Annotated in this window: 14 protein-coding genes and 1 pseudogene; 3 read left to right on the plus strand and 12 right to left on the minus strand. The window is 62.1% G+C overall.

Annotated features, from left to right (window positions below; translation table 11 throughout):
• Nucleotides 1-126: 126 nt before the first annotated feature.
• The 12 genes and pseudogenes from HYE77_RS19455 to HYE77_RS19510 form a co-directional block, all read right to left on the minus strand.
• Nucleotides 127-2,901, minus strand: coding sequence for a hybrid sensor histidine kinase/response regulator (locus tag HYE77_RS19455; RefSeq protein ID WP_177028629.1), 2,775 nt, complete (start codon nucleotides 2,899-2,901; stop codon nucleotides 127-129).
• 102 nt (nucleotides 2,902-3,003) lie between these two features.
• A complete protein-coding gene (purD, locus tag HYE77_RS19460; protein ID WP_003217326.1) occupies nucleotides 3,004-4,296 on the minus strand; it encodes a phosphoribosylamine--glycine ligase in 1,293 nt (430 codons plus the stop codon).
• A gap of 138 nt (nucleotides 4,297-4,434) precedes the next feature.
• Nucleotides 4,435-6,042 (minus strand): bifunctional phosphoribosylaminoimidazolecarboxamide formyltransferase/IMP cyclohydrolase, encoded by a 1,608-nt coding sequence (gene purH, locus HYE77_RS19465; RefSeq protein ID WP_003217323.1) that lies wholly within the window; start codon nucleotides 6,040-6,042, stop codon nucleotides 4,435-4,437.
• Between the two features lie 81 nt (nucleotides 6,043-6,123).
• Nucleotides 6,124-6,444 carry a DNA-binding transcriptional regulator Fis gene (gene fis / locus HYE77_RS19470; protein ID WP_003186237.1) on the minus strand — a complete coding sequence of 107 codons (321 nt, stop codon included), beginning with the start codon at nucleotides 6,442-6,444 and terminating at the stop codon, nucleotides 6,124-6,126.
• Nucleotides 6,441-7,454: a tRNA dihydrouridine synthase DusB gene (gene dusB, locus HYE77_RS19475; RefSeq protein ID WP_003217321.1), complete on the minus strand. Its 1,014-nt coding sequence runs from the start codon at nucleotides 7,452-7,454 to the stop codon at nucleotides 6,441-6,443. Before dusB ends, fis begins: the two co-directional genes overlap by 4 nt.
• Before the next feature lie 185 nt (nucleotides 7,455-7,639).
• Nucleotides 7,640-8,902 (minus strand): DUF3426 domain-containing protein, encoded by a 1,263-nt coding sequence (locus HYE77_RS19480; RefSeq protein WP_102368012.1) that lies wholly within the window; start codon nucleotides 8,900-8,902, stop codon nucleotides 7,640-7,642.
• Nucleotides 8,903-8,932: 30 nt separating this feature from the next.
• Entirely contained in the window at nucleotides 8,933-9,811 is an 879-nt protein-coding gene (prmA, locus tag HYE77_RS19485) for a 50S ribosomal protein L11 methyltransferase (RefSeq protein ID WP_177069145.1), read from the minus strand.
• Nucleotides 9,812-10,099: 288 nt separating this feature from the next.
• Complete coding sequence (gene accC, locus HYE77_RS19490) at nucleotides 10,100-11,461, minus strand: acetyl-CoA carboxylase biotin carboxylase subunit (RefSeq protein WP_003217312.1); 1,362 nt, start codon at nucleotides 11,459-11,461, stop codon at nucleotides 10,100-10,102.
• A gap of 17 nt (nucleotides 11,462-11,478) precedes the next feature.
• Nucleotides 11,479-11,940, minus strand: a complete 462-nt coding sequence (gene accB / locus HYE77_RS19495) for an acetyl-CoA carboxylase biotin carboxyl carrier protein (RefSeq protein ID WP_003217309.1) — start codon at nucleotides 11,938-11,940, stop codon at nucleotides 11,479-11,481.
• Between the two features lie 25 nt (nucleotides 11,941-11,965).
• The gene (gene aroQ / locus HYE77_RS19500; RefSeq protein WP_003217307.1) at nucleotides 11,966-12,421 is read right to left on the minus strand and encodes a type II 3-dehydroquinate dehydratase; all 456 of its coding nucleotides are present in this window, start codon (nucleotides 12,419-12,421) and stop codon (nucleotides 11,966-11,968) included.
• A gap of 264 nt (nucleotides 12,422-12,685) precedes the next feature.
• Nucleotides 12,686-13,180: pseudogene (locus HYE77_RS32985) on the minus strand (methyl-accepting chemotaxis protein); the annotation flags it as partial.
• A gap of 1,519 nt (nucleotides 13,181-14,699) precedes the next feature.
• A complete protein-coding gene (locus HYE77_RS19510; protein ID WP_008439016.1) occupies nucleotides 14,700-16,370 on the minus strand; it encodes a PleD family two-component system response regulator in 1,671 nt (556 codons plus the stop codon).
• 274 nt (nucleotides 16,371-16,644) lie between these two features.
• Between HYE77_RS19510 and HYE77_RS19515 the strand changes: the two genes are divergently transcribed.
• From HYE77_RS19515 to HYE77_RS19525, 3 genes are all read left to right on the plus strand, one after another.
• On the plus strand, nucleotides 16,645-17,712 hold the full coding sequence (locus tag HYE77_RS19515; protein WP_003217301.1) for a DUF2333 family protein: 1,068 nt from the start codon (nucleotides 16,645-16,647) through the stop codon (nucleotides 17,710-17,712).
• Between the two features lie 2 nt (nucleotides 17,713-17,714).
• The gene (locus HYE77_RS19520; RefSeq protein WP_008439015.1) at nucleotides 17,715-18,251 is read left to right on the plus strand and encodes an NUDIX hydrolase; all 537 of its coding nucleotides are present in this window, start codon (nucleotides 17,715-17,717) and stop codon (nucleotides 18,249-18,251) included.
• A 297-nt stretch (nucleotides 18,252-18,548) separates the two neighbouring features.
• Nucleotides 18,549-18,920 carry a translation initiation factor Sui1 gene (locus HYE77_RS19525; protein ID WP_003217297.1) on the plus strand — a complete coding sequence of 124 codons (372 nt, stop codon included), beginning with the start codon at nucleotides 18,549-18,551 and terminating at the stop codon, nucleotides 18,918-18,920.
• Nucleotides 18,921-19,035: the final 115 nt, after the last annotated feature.

Here is a 19,035-nt window from a genome sequence, read left to right on the forward strand (position 1 = left end):
CAGGCGCCACGGAACAAATGTGGGAGCTGGCTTGCCTGCGATGACGGTGTATCAGCCAAAAAATCAGGTGTCTGATGCACCGCTATCGCAGGCAAGCCAGCTCCCACAGGGAGAGCGTATTTCAGGTCAGGTAGGTGCGTGCTCTGGCCGCTGTTGGCGCTGTGCCACCCAGTACTCCACCAGCTCGCGCAATTGCGACAACTCCACCGGCTTGGCCATGTGCCCGTCCATCCCGGCCTGGCGTGCACGCTCTTTATGTTCCGAAAGAATGTGCGCGGTGAGTGCCACGATTGGCGTACGAATCCGCTGGTTGCTGACTTCCCACGCGCGCAGTTGCTGGGTGGCGGAGAAGCCGTCGAGGATCGGCATTTCACAGTCCATCAACACCAGGTCGTAGCGCTGGGCCTTCATTGCCTGCAGGGCTTCTTCGCCGTTGCTGGCGGTGTCCGGCAGCAGGTTGAGCTTGCCGAGCATGCCGCGAATCACCTTGGTGGAGATGCTGTTGTCCTCCGCCACCAGGATCCGGAAATCACTTGGCACGGTCACCGGGGCCGGCGCGCTGATCGCCGGCTGGCGTGGTTGCACGGAGCCCTTGCTGCGCTGGGTCAATTCATCGGCAAGGGTGGTCTTGAGGGTATAGCCGGCCACGGGTTTGGCGAGGATGCGCTTGATCCCGCAGTTGCGCGCGATGATCTTGCTCGGCGCATTGCTGATGCCGGTGAGCATGATCAGCAGGATGTCGTGGTTCAGGCTCGGGTCTTCCTTGATCTTCGCCGCCAGTTGCATGCCGGTCATGCCGGGCATGTTCTGGTCCAGCAGCACCACGTCAAAATAGTCCCGCAGGTGCGCCTTGGTGCGCAGCAGCGCCAGGGCTTCCTTGCCCGAAGGCACGGCACTCACGTTCAGGCCCCAGGCCGTGCATTGCTGCACCAGCACTTTGCGGCAGGTGTCGTTGTCGTCCACCACCAGCACGCGCGCGCCCTTGAGCGGGCCGTCGAGGTCGGAGGTCGGGTGCTCCAGGCGTTCCGGGTCCAGCGGCAAGGTCAGCCACAGGGTGCTGCCTTGCTGGCTGCCACTCTTGATGCCGAATTCGCCGTTCATCAACAGGATCAGCTGGCGGGCAATGACCAGGCCCAGATGGCCGCTCAGGCGGGTGGCAGAGAGGAAGTTCTTGCTGTGCAACTCGCTGTGCAGCAGGGCGTCGCGCTCGGCGGGTTCCATCGGCAGGCCGCTGTCTTGCACGGCAATGCGCAGGCGCGGTTTGCTGCTGCGCTCGTCCAGTGCGACGACGATCAGTACTTCGCCTTCATCGGTTTTTTGCAGGGCATTTTCCAGCAGGCTCAACAGTGCCTGGCGCAGCCGCGTCGGGTCGCCGCTGATCACCCGGGGTACCTGGGGCTGGATAAAGCTGATCAGCTCGACGTTCTGCTGCTCGGCCTTGGCGCGGAAAATACTCAGGCAGTCTTCGATCAGCGCGTTGAGGTCGAACTGCACATCGTCCAATTCGATCTGCCCGGATTCCAGCTTGGAGATGTCGAGAATCTCGTTGATCAGGGTGAGCAGTTCGTTGCCGGCGCTGTGGATGGTTTGCACGTAGTCGCGTTGCTTGACTGAAAGCGGGGTGCCCAGCAGCAGTTCGGTCATGCCCAGCACGCCGTTCATGGGGGTGCGAATTTCGTGGCTGATCTTCGCCAGGAATTCGGCCTTGGCGGCGATTTCGGCGTTGCTGGCCGCCAGGTCGCGGCTGAGGCTGAAGTTGTCTTCGGTGATGGCGCGCTGGCGTTCGCCCAGGGCCAGGCTCATCAACAGGCCACTGAGGCAGATAAAGCCGAGCAGGGTGATGATCAAGCCTTGTGGCGGCACCAGCGTCAGGCCCAGCAAGGCCGGGAGAATAATCAGCGTGCCGATGTTGAAGATCACCATCGCCAGCATGAACAGGCGCGCCGGGCGGTAGCCCTTTTGCCAGTGATAGGCCGAGACGAACAACATGCTCAGGCCGGCCAGCGCCACCAGGGCGTAGGTGATGATGTTCAGGGGCAAGGTGTTGACGAACAGCAGCAACAGGCCGGTCAGGACGATCAGCAGGATGTCGGCCATCAACAGCTTGTTCAGCGGATGCGGGCCCAGTGGCGCAAAGAAGCGGTAGGCAAACATCAGCCCGCACGGCGCGGTCAGCAGCAGGGCGAGGTAGGCACCGGGGGTTTGTACCGCGTGCCAGTTCGGCAACCACGGGCCCAGCACGTTGAGCAGCAGCGCAAGGCTGAGCAGCAACAGCAATTCGCAGGCGGCGAGCCACAGGCTGCTGCGGGAGCGATGGTAGGCGTAGCGGGTGAGGTTGTGCAGGATCAGCATCACCAGGCAACCGAACAGCAGCCCGTAGATCAGCGTCTGGTTCTGGTTGGCCGCAGCCAGCACGGCCGGCTCAAGGGTGATGTAGGGGCGCAGCTCGTGTTCCGAGACCATGCGCAGATACACGTCCAGCGGCTTCTGGCTTTGCGGCATCGGCAGCATGAAGTCGCTGCTGGGCAGCGGGCGCTCGGCCTGGGGCTGGCGGGTGCCGGTAGCTTCCTGCTCCACCAGGGTGTCGCCGTCGAGTACATACAGGTTCAGGTGTGACAGGTCAGGGGCGAATACCCGCAGCACTTGCTCGTGTTTGCCGGGTTGCAGCCTGAAGCGTACCCACAACGCACCGTCCGGTTGCGCGGCGGTAATCCGGTCCAGTTCGATGGGGCTGAATTGATTGATGTAGCGGGGCGAGCGGATATCGCTCAGTTGCAGATCGGCCTGTTCATCAAGCAATACTGCCCAGCCACTGCCTTGTGCGGCGGCCTGGGCCGGGAGCAAGCAGAGCAAGGTCAGCAGACTGACAGTGAAACCTATGGCGATCCTGAGCCAGCGCACGGCGAAATCCCTTCGTAGGTTGATGCATGGGTATAACTATGCGCGGGGCCACAAGCGTAGGGCAAGGGCCAGAGGCCCCTGCCTAACCGAACGGATAGCTGTTTACTGACTTTCGCCACGCTCACGGGCAATGGCGCGGTAGCCAATGTCGGTGCGGTAGAAGCAGCCTTTCCAGTCGATCTTCGCCGCCAGCTTGTAAGCCTGTTGCTGGGCGGCATCTACGCTGCTGCCCATGGCGGTTGCGCACAGTACGCGACCACCGGCGGTGACGACCTTGCCATCCTTGAGCGCGGTGCCCGCGTGGAACACCTTGCCTTCCAGCGTAGCAGCCGCGTCCAGACCTTCAATCACATCGCCCTTGGCGTAGTCGGCCGGGTAGCCGCCGGCGGCCAGCACGATGCCGACGCTCGGGCGCGGGTCCCACTGGGCTTCGACCTTGTCCAGGGCCTGGGCCAGCGCAGCTTCAACCAACAGCACCAGGCTCGATTGCAGGCGCAGCATCACCGGTTGGGTTTCCGGGTCGCCGAAGCGGCAGTTGAACTCGATGACTTTCGGGTTACCGGCCTTGTCGATCATCAAGCCGGCGTACAGGAAACCGGTGTACACATTGCCTTCGTCGGCCATGCCGCGCACGGTTGGCCAGATCACCAGGTCCATCACGCGCTTGTGCACTTCGGCGGTTACCACTGGCGCCGGGGAGTAGGCACCCATGCCGCCGGTGTTCGGGCCGCTGTCGCCGTCGCCCACACGTTTGTGGTCCTGGCTGGTGGCCATCGGCAAGACGTTCTTGCCGTCGACCATCACGATGAAGCTGGCTTCTTCGCCGTCGAGGAACTCTTCGATCACTACGCGCGAACCGGCTTCACCGAAAGCGTTGCCGGCGAGCATGTCGCGCACGGCGTCTTCGGCTTCAGCCAGGGTCATTGCGACGATCACGCCTTTACCGGCGGCCAGGCCGTCGGCCTTGATCACGATCGGTGCACCGACTTCACGCAGGTAGGCCAGGGCCGGCTCGATCTCGGTGAAGTTCTGGTAGTCGGCGGTCGGGATCTTGTGGCGCGCCAGAAAATCCTTGGTGAAGGCTTTCGAGCCTTCCAGCTGGGCAGCGCCGGCGGTTGGGCCGAAGCAGTCCAGGCCACGGCTGCGGAACAGGTCCACAACGCCGGCTACCAAGGGCACTTCCGGGCCGACGATGGTCAGGGAAACGTTTTTCTCGGCAAAGTCCGCCAGTTGCTCAAGGGCCAATACGTCGATGGCGACGTTTTCGCACTTGGCTTCAATGGCGGTACCGGCGTTGCCGGGGGCGACGAAAACTTTCTGGACACGTGGGTCCTGGGCAACTTTCCAGGCCAGGGCGTGTTCACGGCCACCGCTGCCAATGATCAAAACATTCATTTCAAAAACCTCGGATGACGCTGAATTCTGACCGTTCCCACGCTCTGCGTGGGAATGCCTCTTGTGACGCTCTGCGTCACGCTTTGGGACGCGGAGCGTCCCGGGCTGCATTCCCACGCAGAGCGTGGGAACGAGCAATCAGTGACGGAAGTGGCGCATGCCGGTGAAGACCATGGCAATGCCGGCTTCATCAGCCGCTGCAATCACTTCTGCGTCACGCATCGAGCCGCCCGGTTGGATCACGGCGGTAACACCGGCTTTCGCGGCGTTGTCCAGGCCATCACGGAACGGGAAGAATGCGTCGGACGCCATCACCGAACCCTGCACCTGCAAGCCGGCATGTTCTGCCTTGATCGCAGCGATGCGTGCCGAATTCACGCGGCTCATCTGGCCCGCGCCGACACCGATGGTCTGGCGGTTCTTGGCGTAGACGATGGCGTTGGATTTAACGTACTTGGCGACTTTCCAGGCGAAGATCAGGTCGTTGATTTCCTGTTCGGTCGGGGCGCGCTTGGTCACCACTTTCAAATCGGCGCTGCCGATCATGCCGATGTCGCGGCTCTGTACCAGCAAGCCGCCGTTGACGCGCTTGTAGTCCCAGGCAGCGGCACGCTCGGCCGACCACTCGCCGCACGCCAGCAGGCGCACATTGGCCTTGGCGGCAACGATGGCGCGAGCCTCTTCACTGACGGATGGCGCGATGATCACTTCAACGAACTGACGCTCGACGATCGCCTTGGCGGTCTCGGCGTCCAGCTCACGGTTGAAGGCGATGATGCCGCCGAAGGCCGACTCGGTGTCGGTGGCGTAGGCCAGTTCGTAGGCCTGGCGGATACCGCCTTCAGCGTCCGGGCTCACGGCCACGCCGCACGGGTTGGCGTGCTTGACGATCACGCAGGCTGGCTTGACGAAGCTCTTCACACATTCCAGCGCGGCGTCGGTGTCGGCCACGTTGTTGTACGACAGCTCTTTGCCTTGCAGTTGGGTCGCGGTGGCGATGCCGACTTCAGCAGGCTTGGCCTCGACGTAGAACGCCGCGCTCTGGTGCGGGTTCTCGCCGTAGCGCATTTCCTGGGCCTTGATGAACTGGCTGTTGAAGGTGCGCGGGAACTGGCTGCGACCTTCTGTGCTGAGGGTTTCAGCGGCCTGGTTTACGGTGCCCATGTAGTTGGCGATCATGCCGTCGTAGGCAGCGGTGTGTTCGAAGGCCTTGAGCATCAGGTCGAAGCGCTGGGCGTAGGTCAGGCCGCCGGCTTTCAGGCTTTCCAGTACGTTGGCGTAGTCGCTGGCGTTCACCACGATGGCCACGTCCTTGTGGTTCTTGGCTGCCGAGCGAACCATGGTCGGGCCGCCGATATCGATGTTTTCGATGGCGGTCGGCAGGTCGCAGCCTGGCTTGTTGATGGTGGCTTCGAACGGGTACAGGTTAACGGCCACCAGGTCGATCGGCTTGATGCCGTGCTCGCTCATGATGGCGTCGTCGATACCGCGACGACCGAGGATCCCGCCGTGGATTTTCGGGTGCAGGGTCTTGACCCGACCGTCCATCATTTCTGCGAAACCGGTGTAGTCCGCCACTTCCACTGCGGCCACGCCGTTGTCCTGCAGCAGTTTGAAGGTCCCGCCGGTGGAGAGAATCTCCACGCCCAGGGCTTCCAGCTCCCGGGCAAATTCGAGGATCCCGGTCTTGTCGGAGACACTGATCAAGGCACGGCGGATCGGCAGGCGGGTAGTCTGGTCGGTCATTTCAATTTCCATCAAAAGCAAAGGAGTCAGCAAAAAAGGCGTCCGTTTTTACGCGGGCGCCTTTCTGGTTTGATTGAATGCTTACAGCAAATCGTACTGCTTGAGTTTCTTGCGCAGCGTGCCACGGTTCAGACCGAGCAGCTCACTGGCCTTGGTCTGGTTGCCCTTGACGTAGTTCATCACGCTTTCGAGCAACGGCGCTTCGACTTCGGAGAGCACCAGGTTGTACACGTCCGTGACGGCAGCGCCCTCAAGGTGGGCGAAATAATTGTGCAGCGCCTTCTCGACACTCCCGCGAAGGGTCTGGCCTTCTTCGCTCGGCGTGTTGAGGTGCTGTTTCAAATTGACGTTGTCGCTCACGGGTGTTGTTCCACTCACTAAAGTCTCGGTCATCATCGTCATGCGGCCACCCCTTCTCCGTCCCCTGTCACCAGGCTCTTGTAACGCTCGGAGAAGAACTCGCGAACGTTGGCGCACTGTGCTTCCGTATCATCCAAACGATTGAAGTGGGCGCGAAACTCCCTGGCGCCCGGCAAGGTTGCGAGATACCAGCCCACATGCTTGCGAGCAATGCGTACTCCCATCACGTCTCCGTAGAAGGCGTGCAGGGCGGCCAGATGCTCTAGCAGAATACGTTCCACCTCGATCAGCTCCGGTGCCGGCAAGGTTTCGCCGGTACGCAGAAAATGCTCGATCTCACGAAAAATCCACGGCCGCCCCTGGGCAGCCCGGCCAATCAACAGGCCATCGGCGCCGGTCGCGTGCAGCACGCGCCGGGCTTTCTCGGCTGAGTCGATGTCGCCGTTGGCAAAGACGGGAATCGACACCGCCTGCTTGATCGCGGCAATGGTGTCGTACTCGGCTTCACCGGTGTAAAGGTCGGCGCGGGTGCGGCCATGCACCGCCAGCGCTGTAATGCCCGCCTGCTCGGCGATCTTCGCCACCGTCAGGCCATTCTTGTTGTCCCGGTCCCAACCGGTGCGGATCTTCAGGGTGACCGGCACATCCACTGCAGCGACAACGGCATGCAGGATCTCGCTCACCAACTGCTCATCCTTCAACAGGGCAGAACCTGCGGCCTTGTTGCAGACCTTCTTGGCCGGGCAACCCATGTTGATATCAATAATCTGCGCCCCCAACTCCACGTTGGCCCGGGCCGCATCCGCCAGCATCTGCGCATCACCGCCGGCGATCTGTACCGAGCGGGGCTCGGGATCACCTTCGTGGATCATGCGCATCCGCGATTTGCGGGTGTTCCACAGGCTCATGTCGCTGGTGACCATTTCCGAGACTACAAGCCCTGCGCCCAAACGCTTGCAAAGCTGACGAAAGGGCTGGTCGGTGACGCCCGCCATCGGGGCGAGGATCAAGCCGTTGTGCAATGTGTATGGGCCGATGCGTACCGCCGACATAGGACTTCCCTGTTGTGGGGCCGGATCATTAGAGTTCGAAAAAGGGTTGGCATGATACCCGCTCTCGATGACTGGATAAAGGCTGAATTGGATAAAATCTGAGCAGTTATTTTCTTATCGCCGCAGGTTTGGTCAAAGGCGATGCAGTCAATAATCTGCCGTCAAGCACCGGCCAGGCAGCCGTTTCACTCGGGGGAGTGGAAGCTCAGGCTGTAATTCACCGCTTTGTTGCCCGGGTCGAGGATGTCCAGGGCAATGTGGATCGGCGTCTGGGAGGGCATCTCGGTCACGCCTGCCAACTCGCCGCTGAGGTATTCGGCGGGTTTGAAGCGACGGCTGGCGATCATATTCCCGTTCATGTCGGCAAAGCGTAGCTCCAGCAGCGGGAACGGTTGGGAGAATGTCGCGCGGTTATAGATGATCGCGTCTACCACCAGGGCACCGGCAAACTCCGGGTGGCTGCGCACCACCAGGTTGCTGCTCTTGATGTGGGCGATATCGACCCGGGATGGCACGGTGCAGCCCAATTTCGGGCACAGTTCCTGGAACCATGGGCGGTAGGCGTCCTGGCGTGCCAGGTCGTCGAATTGGTAGGCGACGTATTGTCCCGCCAGGCCGGCGGCGGCCAGCAGCACCAGCAAGCCCCAGAACAAACGGCGGCCCCAGCCGGAGGAGCGCTTCCGGGAATACAGGTGCAGCGGGTCGTCTTCCAGGTCCGAAAGCAGGTCGTCGTGGGCGCCAGCCTCGGGGCGAGGGCGCTTGCGTTTGGGCTGCGGGCGTTCCGGTTGTTCGGGTTCCGGCTCGTCTGCTACGGCGGTTACCGGTGGGTCGAGTTCGTCATCGGTGGTGCTTGTGTGCAGCGGTGGTTCGTCGTCCGGCTCGACCGCTTCAAACGACATCGACGGTTCGGTGCGCTTGGGTTTGCCTGGGCTTGCCTTGGCCGGTTGCGGTTCCTCGTCGACCGTTTGCGGGGCTTGGGCCCGTTCATCCCGGGGTTCGCTGAACAGGCTGGAGGCCCATTGCTCTTCCTCGGCCTTGGCCGTATCACGGCTGGCGCTGAGGGCATCTTCCTTTTGCCGACGATCGGCGCCGGGCTGGCGACGGTCGGCACCCACGGGTTGGGTGTGCTGGATCTCGCGGCGTTCCAGCTTGGCCAGTTCTACGTCGAGGTCCAGGTTATCCAGGTCCAGCTCTTCGGCGGTCCATTGCTTCTGGCTGATGGCTCGCGGCGCTTGGGGTGGCGGTTCTACGGCTGCCGGCGGCTCTGCCGCAGGTGGTGCCTGGGGCGCGGGCGCATTGGCGCGCTGCTCCAGCAGTTGGCGAGCGGCATTGAACACTTGCAGGCACGACCCACAGCGCACCACGCCACGGGCCACGCTCAATTGAGCGTGGTTGACGCGAAAGCGTGCTTGGCAGTGTGGGCACTGGGTGACGAAACTGTCGGTCATGCGGCCATCCGATTCATGCAGGCGCTCATTCTAGCGCCGACGACCACTGATGCGTACCCAGCCATCGCGGTTGGCGATCGGATCCAGCTCAAAATCCTGGGCGTAGGCGGCGGCAACATCTTCGCCCTGTTCGGCGAGGATGCCCGACAGCGCCAGGCGGCCGCCCGGCTTGACCAGGCTCGACAGCTGCGGCGCCAGGGAAACCAGTGGCCCGGCGAGGATATTGGCCACCAGCACGTCGGCCTGCACCTGGGGCAATTGCTCCGGCAGGTACAGCGGGAATTTCTCTTCAGCGATGTTATTGCGCCCGGCGTTATCGCGGGAGGCTTCCAGGGCTTGCACGTCGATATCGGTGCCGACCGCTTCCTTGGCGCCCAGCAGCAGGGCGGCGATCGCCAGGATCCCCGAACCGCAGCCGAAGTCCAGCACGTTGCAGTCTTTCAGGTCCTGGCCATCGAGCCATTCCAGGCACAGCGCGGTGGTGGGGTGGGTGCCGGTGCCGAACGCCAGGCCCGGGTCCAGCAGCAGGTTCACGGCGTCAGGCTCGGGGGCGGCATGCCAGCTCGGCACGATCCACAGGCGCTGGCCAAAACGCATTGGCTGGAAGTTGTCCATCCAGCTGCGTTCCCAGTCCTGGTCTTCGATGATTTCGCTGTGGTGTTCCGGCAGCGGGCCGCCGGTGAGTAGTTCCATGTGGGCCAGGACGCTGGCGGAATCGGTGCCGTCTTCGAACAGGGCCAGCAGATGGGTGTGGGACCACAGCGGGGTGGTGTTGAGCTCGGGTTCGAAGATCGGCTGGTCTTCGGCGTCCATGAAGGTCACCGACACGGCGCCCACTTCGAGGAACGCGTCTTCGTAGGTTTCGGCTTGTTCTGGGCTGATGGCGAGACGGACTTGCAGCCAAGGCATGGCGGGCACCTTTGAAAAAATGAGTGTGCAGCGGGGTAGGGCTGCGAAAGACGCGCAAGTTTACGCGAGCGAACAGCAGAAGACGACTGTACTGCTGGTGTACACAGAACAAAATGTGGGAGCGGGCTTGCTCGCGAATGCGGTGTGTCAGTAATGGATGTGTTGACTGGCACACCGCATTCGCGAGCAAGCCCGCTCCCACAAGGGGAATGTATCCATCCAGAAAAATCGGGTGGGCAGAAACAACAAAACCGCCCGAAGGCGGCTTTGTTGGGTGGAGCACTTCGCTTACTGATTAGCCAGCTTGTGTTCCAGGTAGTGAATGTTCACACCACCTTCGCAGAAGCCTTCATCGCGGACCAGGTCCCGATGCAGCGGGATGTTGGTCTTGATGCCGTCTACCACGATTTCGTCCAGGGCGTTGCGCATACGGGCCATGGCCTCGTCGCGGGTGGCGCCCCAGGTGATCAGCTTGCCGATCAGCGAGTCGTAGTTGGACGGAACCTTGTAGCCGCTGTACAGGTGCGAATCCACACGTACGCCGTTGCCGCCGGGCGCGTGGAAATGCTTGACCAGGCCAGGGCTTGGGATAAAGGTTTTCGGGTCTTCGGCGTTGATCCGGCACTCCAGGGAGTGGCCGTGGATCTTCACATCATCCTGGGTAAACGACAGCTTGTTGCCAGCGGCGATGCTCAGCATCTCCTTGACGATGTCGATACCGGTGACCATCTCCGAAACCGGATGCTCTACCTGCACACGAGTGTTCATCTCGATGAAGTAGAAACGGCCGTTCTCGTACAGGAACTCGAAAGTGCCCGCGCCACGGTAGTTGATGTCGATGCACGCCTTGACGCAGCGAGCCAGTACTTCCTGGCGAGCTGTTTCGTCCAGGCCCGGTGCCGGCGCCTCTTCCAGTACCTTCTGGTGACGGCGTTGCAGCGAGCAATCGCGGTCGCCCAGGTGGATGGCGTGGCCCTGGCCGTCGGACAGTACCTGCACTTCCACGTGACGTGGGTTGGTCAGGTACTTTTCCAGGTAGACCATCGGGTTGCCGAACCAGGCGGCAGCTTCCGAGCGAGTCTGCTTGGCGGCTTCGATCAGTTCTTCTTCCTTGTGCACCACGCGCATGCCGCGACCACCACCGCCACCGGCGGCCTTGATGATCACCGGGTAACCGACTTCGCGACCAATGCGCAGGGCGGTTGCCTCGTCTTCAGGCAGCGGGCCGTCGGAACCTGGAACGGTAGGTACGCCGGCCGCGATCATGGCGTCCTTGGCCGATACCTTGTCGCCCATCAGGCGAATGGTTTCGGCTTTCGGGCCGATGAAGGCAAACCCGGATTTCTCCACCTGTTCGGCGAAATCGGCGTTTTCCGCGAGGAAGCCGTAGCCGGGGTGGATGCCATCAGCGCCGGTCACTTCAGCGGCGGCGATGATGTTCGAGACTTTCAGGTACGAGTTCGTGGCCAGTGGCGGGCCGATGCAGATGCTTTCGTCCGCCAGTTTCACGTGCATCAATTCGGTATCGGCCGTCGAGTAAACAGCGACGGTCTTGATGCCCTCTTCCTTACAGGCGCGCAGGATACGCAGCGCGATCTCGCCGCGGTTGGCGATCAGGACTTTTTGCAGTTTCTTCGCAGGTTTCAACATCGAAGGCGCTCCGCGGTTCAAACGATGGTGAACAGCGGCTGGTCGTACTCAACCGGCTGACCGTTTTCTACCAGGATGGATTCGATGACGCCGGCTTTTTCCGCCGTGATGTGGTTCATCATCTTCATCGCTTCAACGATGCAGATGGTGTCGCCCACTTTCACGGTTGCGCCGACTTCAACGAAGGCTGGCGAGGTCGGTGCCGGGGTGCGGTAGAAGGTACCGACCATTGGCGACTTGACCACGAAACCGTTCAGTTTTGGAGCCGCCGGGGCTTCGGCAGCAGCCGCGACCGGAGCAGCCGCCACGGGTGCAGCGGCCGGAGCCGGCGCTTGCATCTGTGGTGCGTAGAACTGTTGGGCCGGGGTCTTGCTGTGACGGCTGATCCGTACGGACTCCTCGCCTTCCTTGATCTCCAGCTCGTCGATACCGGATTCTTCCAGCAGTTCGATCAGTTTCTTAACTTTACGGATATCCATGAATCATCAACTCCCAAAGGGTCGGTCAGGGGCGCTTGGCCGTGTCTTCAAGCTGTTCCAGGGCGGCCTCCAGGGCCAGTCGGTAACCGCTGGCGCCAAGGCCGCAGATCACTCCTACCGCAACGTCGGAGAAGTAAGAGTGATGGCGGAAAGGTTCGCGTTTGTGCACGTTCGATAAATGCACTTCGATGAATGGGATGCTCACCGCCAGCAGCGCGTCACGTAATGCAACGCTTGTGTGCGTAAAAGCGGCGGGATTGATCAGGATAAAGTCCACGCCTTCGCTGCGCGCGGCATGGATGCGATCAATCAGTTCGTACTCGGCATTGCTTTGCAGGTAGAGCAAATGGTGGCCCGCATCACGTGCCCGTCGTTCCAGATCGAGGTTGATCTGTTCGAGGGTCACTGCCCCGTAGACGCCCGGTTCGCGGGTGCCGAGCAGGTTCAGGTTGGGTCCGTGAAGAACCAGTAAGGTCGCCATCGGCTGTTCCTTGTTATTGATGTGGGCACGGTAGAACCCGGCGACTATGCCGCAAAGGCTTTGTGACTGTCCAGTTCTATGCAGTAGGCAGCACGATTAGCGAGGATTGCGCAAAATATGTGACCGCAAGGCTGAATCCGGTCAGTGTGGGAGCTGGCTTGCCTGCGATGGCGGTGGTTCAGCCGCCACATGCGTTGACGGGTGCGCCGCCTTCGCGAGCAAGCCCGCTCCCACATTTTGATCTTCATAAGACGGGAGAGCCGGTCAGACGCGGAATGCCTGCACGGCGGTGTTGAGTTGCCCGCCTAGTACCAATAAGTGCTCGCCCTGGCGGCGTCCCTGGCCAATTCGCAGCAAGTTGTCCTCGCCCAGCTGGTGAATCCGCTCGCTGTTATCGCGGATTTCACTCACGGCGCCACTTTGCTGGGCCGTCACATCGGCGATCCGCACGGCGGTGTCGGAAATGGTCTGGATCGCCCCGACGATTTCATCCAGCGCGCCGTCAGCCGCCTGGGCTTGTTCGGCAGTGGCCTCGGCGTGTTCGACCTGGGCACGCATGCCTTCCACCGATTGCCGGGCGGCGGTTTGCAGGCCGACGATCAGGTGCTGGATTTCGGCGGTGGCGCCAGCGGTGCGCTGGGCCAGGGTGCGCACCTCATCGGCCACCACGGCGAACCCGCGCCCGGCTTCACCGGCCCGGGCGGCTTCGATGGCGGCGTTCAGCGCCAGCAGGTTGGTCTGGTCGGCAATCGAGCGAATCACCGTGAGTACGCCGCCGATGGTTGCGGATTCCTCGGCGAGTTTCTCGATCATCTGCGCATTGATCTGCACTTCGCCGACCAAGGCGTGCAATCCGGTCAGGCTCAGGCCGATCACCCGTTGGCCCTGTTCCACGGCTTGGCCTGCACTGCGGCTGGCCTGGGCGGCCTGGCTGGCGTCGCCGGCAACCTGCTGGATCGTGGCTTCCAGTTCGCCCAGGGAATCGCGAATCTGCGCGGTGTCACCGGCCTGGCGCTCGGCCCCGTCGTGCATGCCGCTGCTCAATTCCGCCAGGGCGCTGCTGCTGCCGGCCACTTGCTCGGCGTTGCCGCGGATGGTGCCCACCAGGTCCACCAGATAAGCACGCAGGCGATTCAGGGACTCCTCGATATCGTGCAGTTCGCGGTTGGTCTTGCCCAAGGCAATGTGCTGGCTGAAGTCGCCTTCGGCCCAGGTGGACAAGGCGGGCGCCAGGTTGGTCAGCACCCGCGCCAGGCGCCGTTGCAAGGTGTCGATCAACAGCGCGATCAACAAAATCAGGCCGATCATGACGCCTTGCATCAGCCGCACTTCGCCCTGGATCTGCGCGTGCTGGGCGCGCACCACAGGCTCCAGCCCGGCGATGGCTTGCTGCACGGCGTTGATTTTCAGGTGGGTGGCGGTGGCCAGTTCGGTGCGTTGCTGGATTTGCTCGCGGGTGCGTTTCAGCTCGGCGGGGTAGCGGGTCAGCAGGCTGTTGAGTTCGCGCTTGAGGTCGACGCCGGTGTCCTGGGCCACGGTTTTTTCAGTGTTTTCCAGGCCCATCATGGCCGAGAAATCGTCGGTACTGGACTCGCTGCTGGCGGTCACCCCCAGTAATGGCAGCTGCCCCAGCACGTCAGCCTGGCTGCGGATATTACTGACTTCGCGCTCCACATCGTCAGCCAGTTCGCTGCGCCCGCTGCTCACCAGCTTTTCCCGGGCCAGGGAGAGTTTCGCCAGGTGCTGGGACGCAGCGAGCAACGGCGGCAGATAGCGCGCCGCCTCGGGCGTACTGACGCCGCTGGCGTACTGGTTCAGTTGCTCCAGGTTGGCACCGAGTTCGCGTTCGGCTTGCAGCAACAGGGCTTGCGGGTCGCCGGCCAGCTTACCGGCGGCCAGCAGGTCGGTCTTGCCGAAGGTGTCCAGGTCGGCAAGGCTGGGACGCAGGTTTTGCGCCAGCTCTGCGGGTAACTCATCCAGCTGCTGCAACAGGTTTTCCAGGCTCTGGCTGGCGCCGCTCAGGCGCAGGGCGTCGCCGCTGGCGAGGTAATCGTCGATATTGCGCGCGGCCTGGTTCTGGAACGTCTGCGACAGGCCAAGGTAGCGCTCCATCAGCAGGTAAGGCCGTTCCAGGGCACGTTGCGACCACCAGAGCGTAGCGCCCAGGGCCAGGCAAACGGCGACCAGAAGGAGGGTGTTCAGATTCGTCAGCAGCTTCAGGCGCATGCGTGGTTTCAACCGACAGCAGAAGTAAGTGCCTGAAGTTATTGCGTTTCCATTACAGAGTTATGACGGATTCGGTGGATTCCGGTGAAAAGGTGGCACTTTGCTTTGATGCACGCGCCGACATCACCCGGTTACGCCCGGCATCCTTGGCGCGGTACAGCGCCTCGTCGGCCTGGGCCGCCATCATCAGGCTGTCGGAGCCATCACACAGCTCCACCACGCCGGCACTGAACGTGCACCACAAATCCTGGGGCTGGGCGGGATAGTGAATCTCGGCGAAGCGCCCGCGAATCTCGTCAAGTACTTGGCAAGCCCTGTCGAGGTCGGTGTCGGGCATCACGATGGCAAATTCTTCGCCGCCGTAACGGCCTATATAGTCGGTCTTGCGCAGGCGCTGCTTGAGAAACAGCGCGAGGCTCTTGATCACCCGGTCGCCCATGGGGTGGCCGTGGCTGTCGTTGACCCGCTTGAAGTGGTCGATGTCGAGCATCGCAAAACTCAGTGGCTTGCTCTCGCGGCGCGCGCGGAAGCTGCAGTCTTCGAGCAGTTGCAGGATGTGGGTGTGGTTGTACAGCCCGGTGAGGCTGTCGCGCACCATCCGCGCCTTGAGGTTGCGTGCCCGCGCGGCGCGGTTGCGTACGGTGGTGATCAGGTGCCGCGGCTTGATCGGCTTGGTGAGGAAGTCGTCGCCGCCTTCGCTCATGGCGTCCAGTTGCTTGTCCAGGTCGTCTTCGGCCGAGAGGTAGATGATCGGCACGCTGACGTAGCGGTCATTGTGACGGATCACCTTGGCCAGCTCGGTACCGGTGCAGGCCGGCATATACATGTCGAGGATGATCAGGTCGGGCTGGAAGTCCGCCAGCTCGGCCATGGCCTGGATCGGTTCGATCAGGGTGCGGGTGACGATGCCGGCGCTGTTGAGCAGGCGCTCGGTGTGCATCGCCTGGGCCCGCGAGTCGTCGATGATCAGCACTTTATAAGGTTCGTACTGGGCGACGCAGGTCAGTACTTCGATTTTTTCCAGCAGGCTCGACGCCTCCAGGGTTCCAGTGAGGAACTCCTGGCCGCCGGCGCGCACGGCGGCCAGGCGGGTGGGGGTGTCGGTTTCGTGCAGGCTGAAAAACAGCAGTGGCAGCTTCTGCTCCAGGCCTTCCTGGGCTTCGGCGGCGAGCTTCAGGCCGAGGCCGGCGCCGCAGAAATCCACATCCATCACAATGGCCGCCGGCAAGCGCTCGGCCATGGATGAGCGAAACGCCGCCACGCTGTCGAGGGACTGGGCGCTCAAGCCGAAAAATTCCAGCTGCTTGGCCAGGCGGTCGGCGCGGTCGTGATCGGCCAACATCACGTAGATCGGCTTGCGCATCGGCGGCAGCAGGGTTTGTTCCAGCTGGTCGCCCTGGCGCAGCCCGGTGCGCGACAGGCGCTGCATCAAACGGTTGAGTTCGGTGATCAGGTGGCTGCTCAGGCGGCCGCGGTTGTCGTCCACCGCCTTGAGTGAAGCGCCGATCTGGTGCGCCAGCTGGCCGTGTTCCGGCTGCTCGAAGCGCTCGGCAAAACGCAGCAGGCGCAGGTTGGCCTCACTGAGCTCGGACAAGTCAGTGGTCGACCATTCGCTGCGTTGCAGGCGCTGCCAGATCTCAAGAATTTGACGTGCCTGATGAATTACCCGCTGGGCAAAATGGTGCTTGAGACGCTCACGGCTGGGGTCTTCTGGCTCGGTCATATCCTGACTACTAGTTAGGCTGCATGCTGAGGTCGAACTGATGGCTCTATGCTAGCACCTCTTTTCCGTTGCACGAGTGTCATACGTCAATTAACTGCAAGGTCGCAGAGATTCATTTATCGACCATGCAGTCGCGCGGGCGTAAACAGCGTGCATCCTTTATAGTCGAACCGCGTACTCGCGCCACCCTGGCTAAAAGCGCCGCACTGCTCGGCACGATGGGGCAGGGTTGTGGTCGTAGCTATTGAACTCAAGTGATTGAAAGGATATCGCCATGCTGGACTGGAAAAACCGCGCAGGCAGTGCAAAGGGCCCGGCCCCTGAAACCAAGTCGGCCCCCCGCAGCTATTTCCGTAACCTGCTGATGAGCCGCGCGTTGCTCTCGCTGGTTGCGTTGTACCTGTTGGTCACCGGTGCCCTGGGTTGGTACTGGAGCGAAGAGCCTGCGTTGTTCCCGGTCCAGCAGAATGCGCAAATTGCCGCCGAGAAGGATGGCAAGCAGATGGTGGTGGGCTTTACCACCGTCGAAACCCTCAAGACGGTGGTGGGCACCCTGCTGAACAAGCCGGGTGGCTACATTTCCAACGACCGTTTCCCGCCGGGCCTGTGGATGGACAACATGCCGAGCTGGGAGTACGGCGTACTGGTGCAGGTGCGTGACCTGACCCGTGCCCTGCGCAAGGACTTCGCCCGCTCCCAGTCGCAGTCGGCGGAAGACGCAGACCTGGCCAAGGCCGAACCGCGCTTCAACTTCGACAACAAGAGCTGGGTGCTGCCGTCCAGCGAGTCGGAATACCAGGAAGGCATCAATTCCCTGAGCCGCTACGAAGCGCGCTTGTCCGACCCGAATCAAAAAGGCGCGCTGTTCTATGCACGTGCCGACAACCTCAACAACTGGCTGGGTGATGTGGCGACTCGCCTGGGTTCGCTGTCGCAACGGCTGTCGGCCAGTGTGGGCCGGGTCAAGCTCAACACCGCGCTGAAAACCGAAGCGCTGGCGCCGGGTGAAGTGCCGCAGGTCGACGAAGAAGTGGTGGAAACCCCGTGGATGCAGATCGACAACGTGTTCTACGAAGCCCGCGGCCAGGCCTGGGCCCTGTCGCACCTGCTGCGCGCCATTGAAGTCGACTTCGCCGATGTGCTGGCCAAGAAGAACGCCACCGTCAGCGTGCGCCAGATCATTCGTGAGCTGGAAGCTTCGCAAGAGCCGGTATGGAGCCCGATGATTCTCAACGGCAGTGGCTTTGGCATCCTGGCCAACCATTCGCTGGTCATGGCCAACTATATTTCCCGGGCCAACGCTGCAGTGATCGACCTGCGTCAGCTCCTGAACCAGGGTTGATGATGGACGCTTCCACCAGGGAGGCAGCGCACCGCGCCGCCTCCGACGCCGAACTGATTGCCTGGGTCGACGAGCAGGACAACCTGCTCGGCAGCCTCGTACGTTCCGATCTGCGCCGGCGCGGGCTGATCGGGCGCTGCACCTTTATTTTCCTGTTCAACTCGGCCGGTGAGCTGTGTGTGCACCGGCGCACCCTGAGCAAAGCCATGTACCCGGGTTTCTGGGACACGGCGGCGGGCGGAATGGTGGCGGCCCACGAGTCCTATGCCGAGTCGGCGGCCCGTGAGCTGGAAGAGGAGCTGGGTGTCAGCGGCGTCGAACTGACCGCCCACGATCACTTCTACTTCGAAGACGGCGACAGCCGGCTCTGGTGCACCTCGTTCTCGGCCGTGTGGGACGGGCCGCTGCGAATCCAGCCGGAAGAAGTCATGGAGGCGCGCTTTCTGCCCCTGGCGACGGTGCTTCAGGAGGCCGAGCAAAAGCCCTATTGCCCGGATGCCCAGGAAGGGTTGCGTCGTTATTTGGCCCTGCGTCGCTAAAGTTGCATAAATTGGCGCGATTTGGCTCTTAGCAAGGGGCGTTTTTGCCGTTACACTGCGCGACTTTTCAGGCTGAACCGCTGTTGTTCCACCCTGTAGGAGCGAGCTTGCTCGCGAAAAACGTAAGCACGACGCGTGCTGTCTGAAGGCCCGCGTTATCGTTGACGACCTTCGCGAGCAAGCTCGCTCCTACAGTGGTTTGAACATCGGCGGCTCAGTAGCGCTGCCCCTGCCTGAGTGGGGCTTCGCGGTCGATGACCCCATCGATCAGTCTTTGTCCTCCCAAGAGGATTGCCGGTGGCCAAAAAAGCCGCATCCTTCGCCGCCCTTGGTGGCCTGGTATTTTCCACCGACGCAGGTCGACACTGCCCGGACTGTCGCCAGCCCGTGGACGCTTGTACCTGCAAAACAACCCTGATTCCCGAAGGCGATGGTATTGCCCGCGTTCGTCGCGAGAGCAAGGGCCGTGGCGGCAAGACAGTGACCACCATCACTGGTGTGCCCCTGGCCGAAGAAGCCTTGAAGGAACTGGCCACCACGCTGAAAAAGCGCTGTGGCACCGGTGGCGCCCTGAAAGACGGCGTGATCGAGATCCAGGGCGACCACGTCGAGTTGCTGTTGGCCGAGCTGATCAAGCTGGGTTACAAGGCGAAGAAATCCGGCGGCTAGCAGCCTCTGTGAAAACCACCCCGATAGCCCGCTGGCTGAACGCGAACTGTCGTCCCCATGGTTTTCACAGAGCCTGTTCCTGACCGGTGTCTAAACTCTGTCCTGCAAGTGGGGT

The organism is Pseudomonas sp. IPO3774 (assembly GCF_013386835.1).
Taxonomy (GTDB): Bacteria; Pseudomonadota; Gammaproteobacteria; order Pseudomonadales; family Pseudomonadaceae; genus Aquipseudomonas.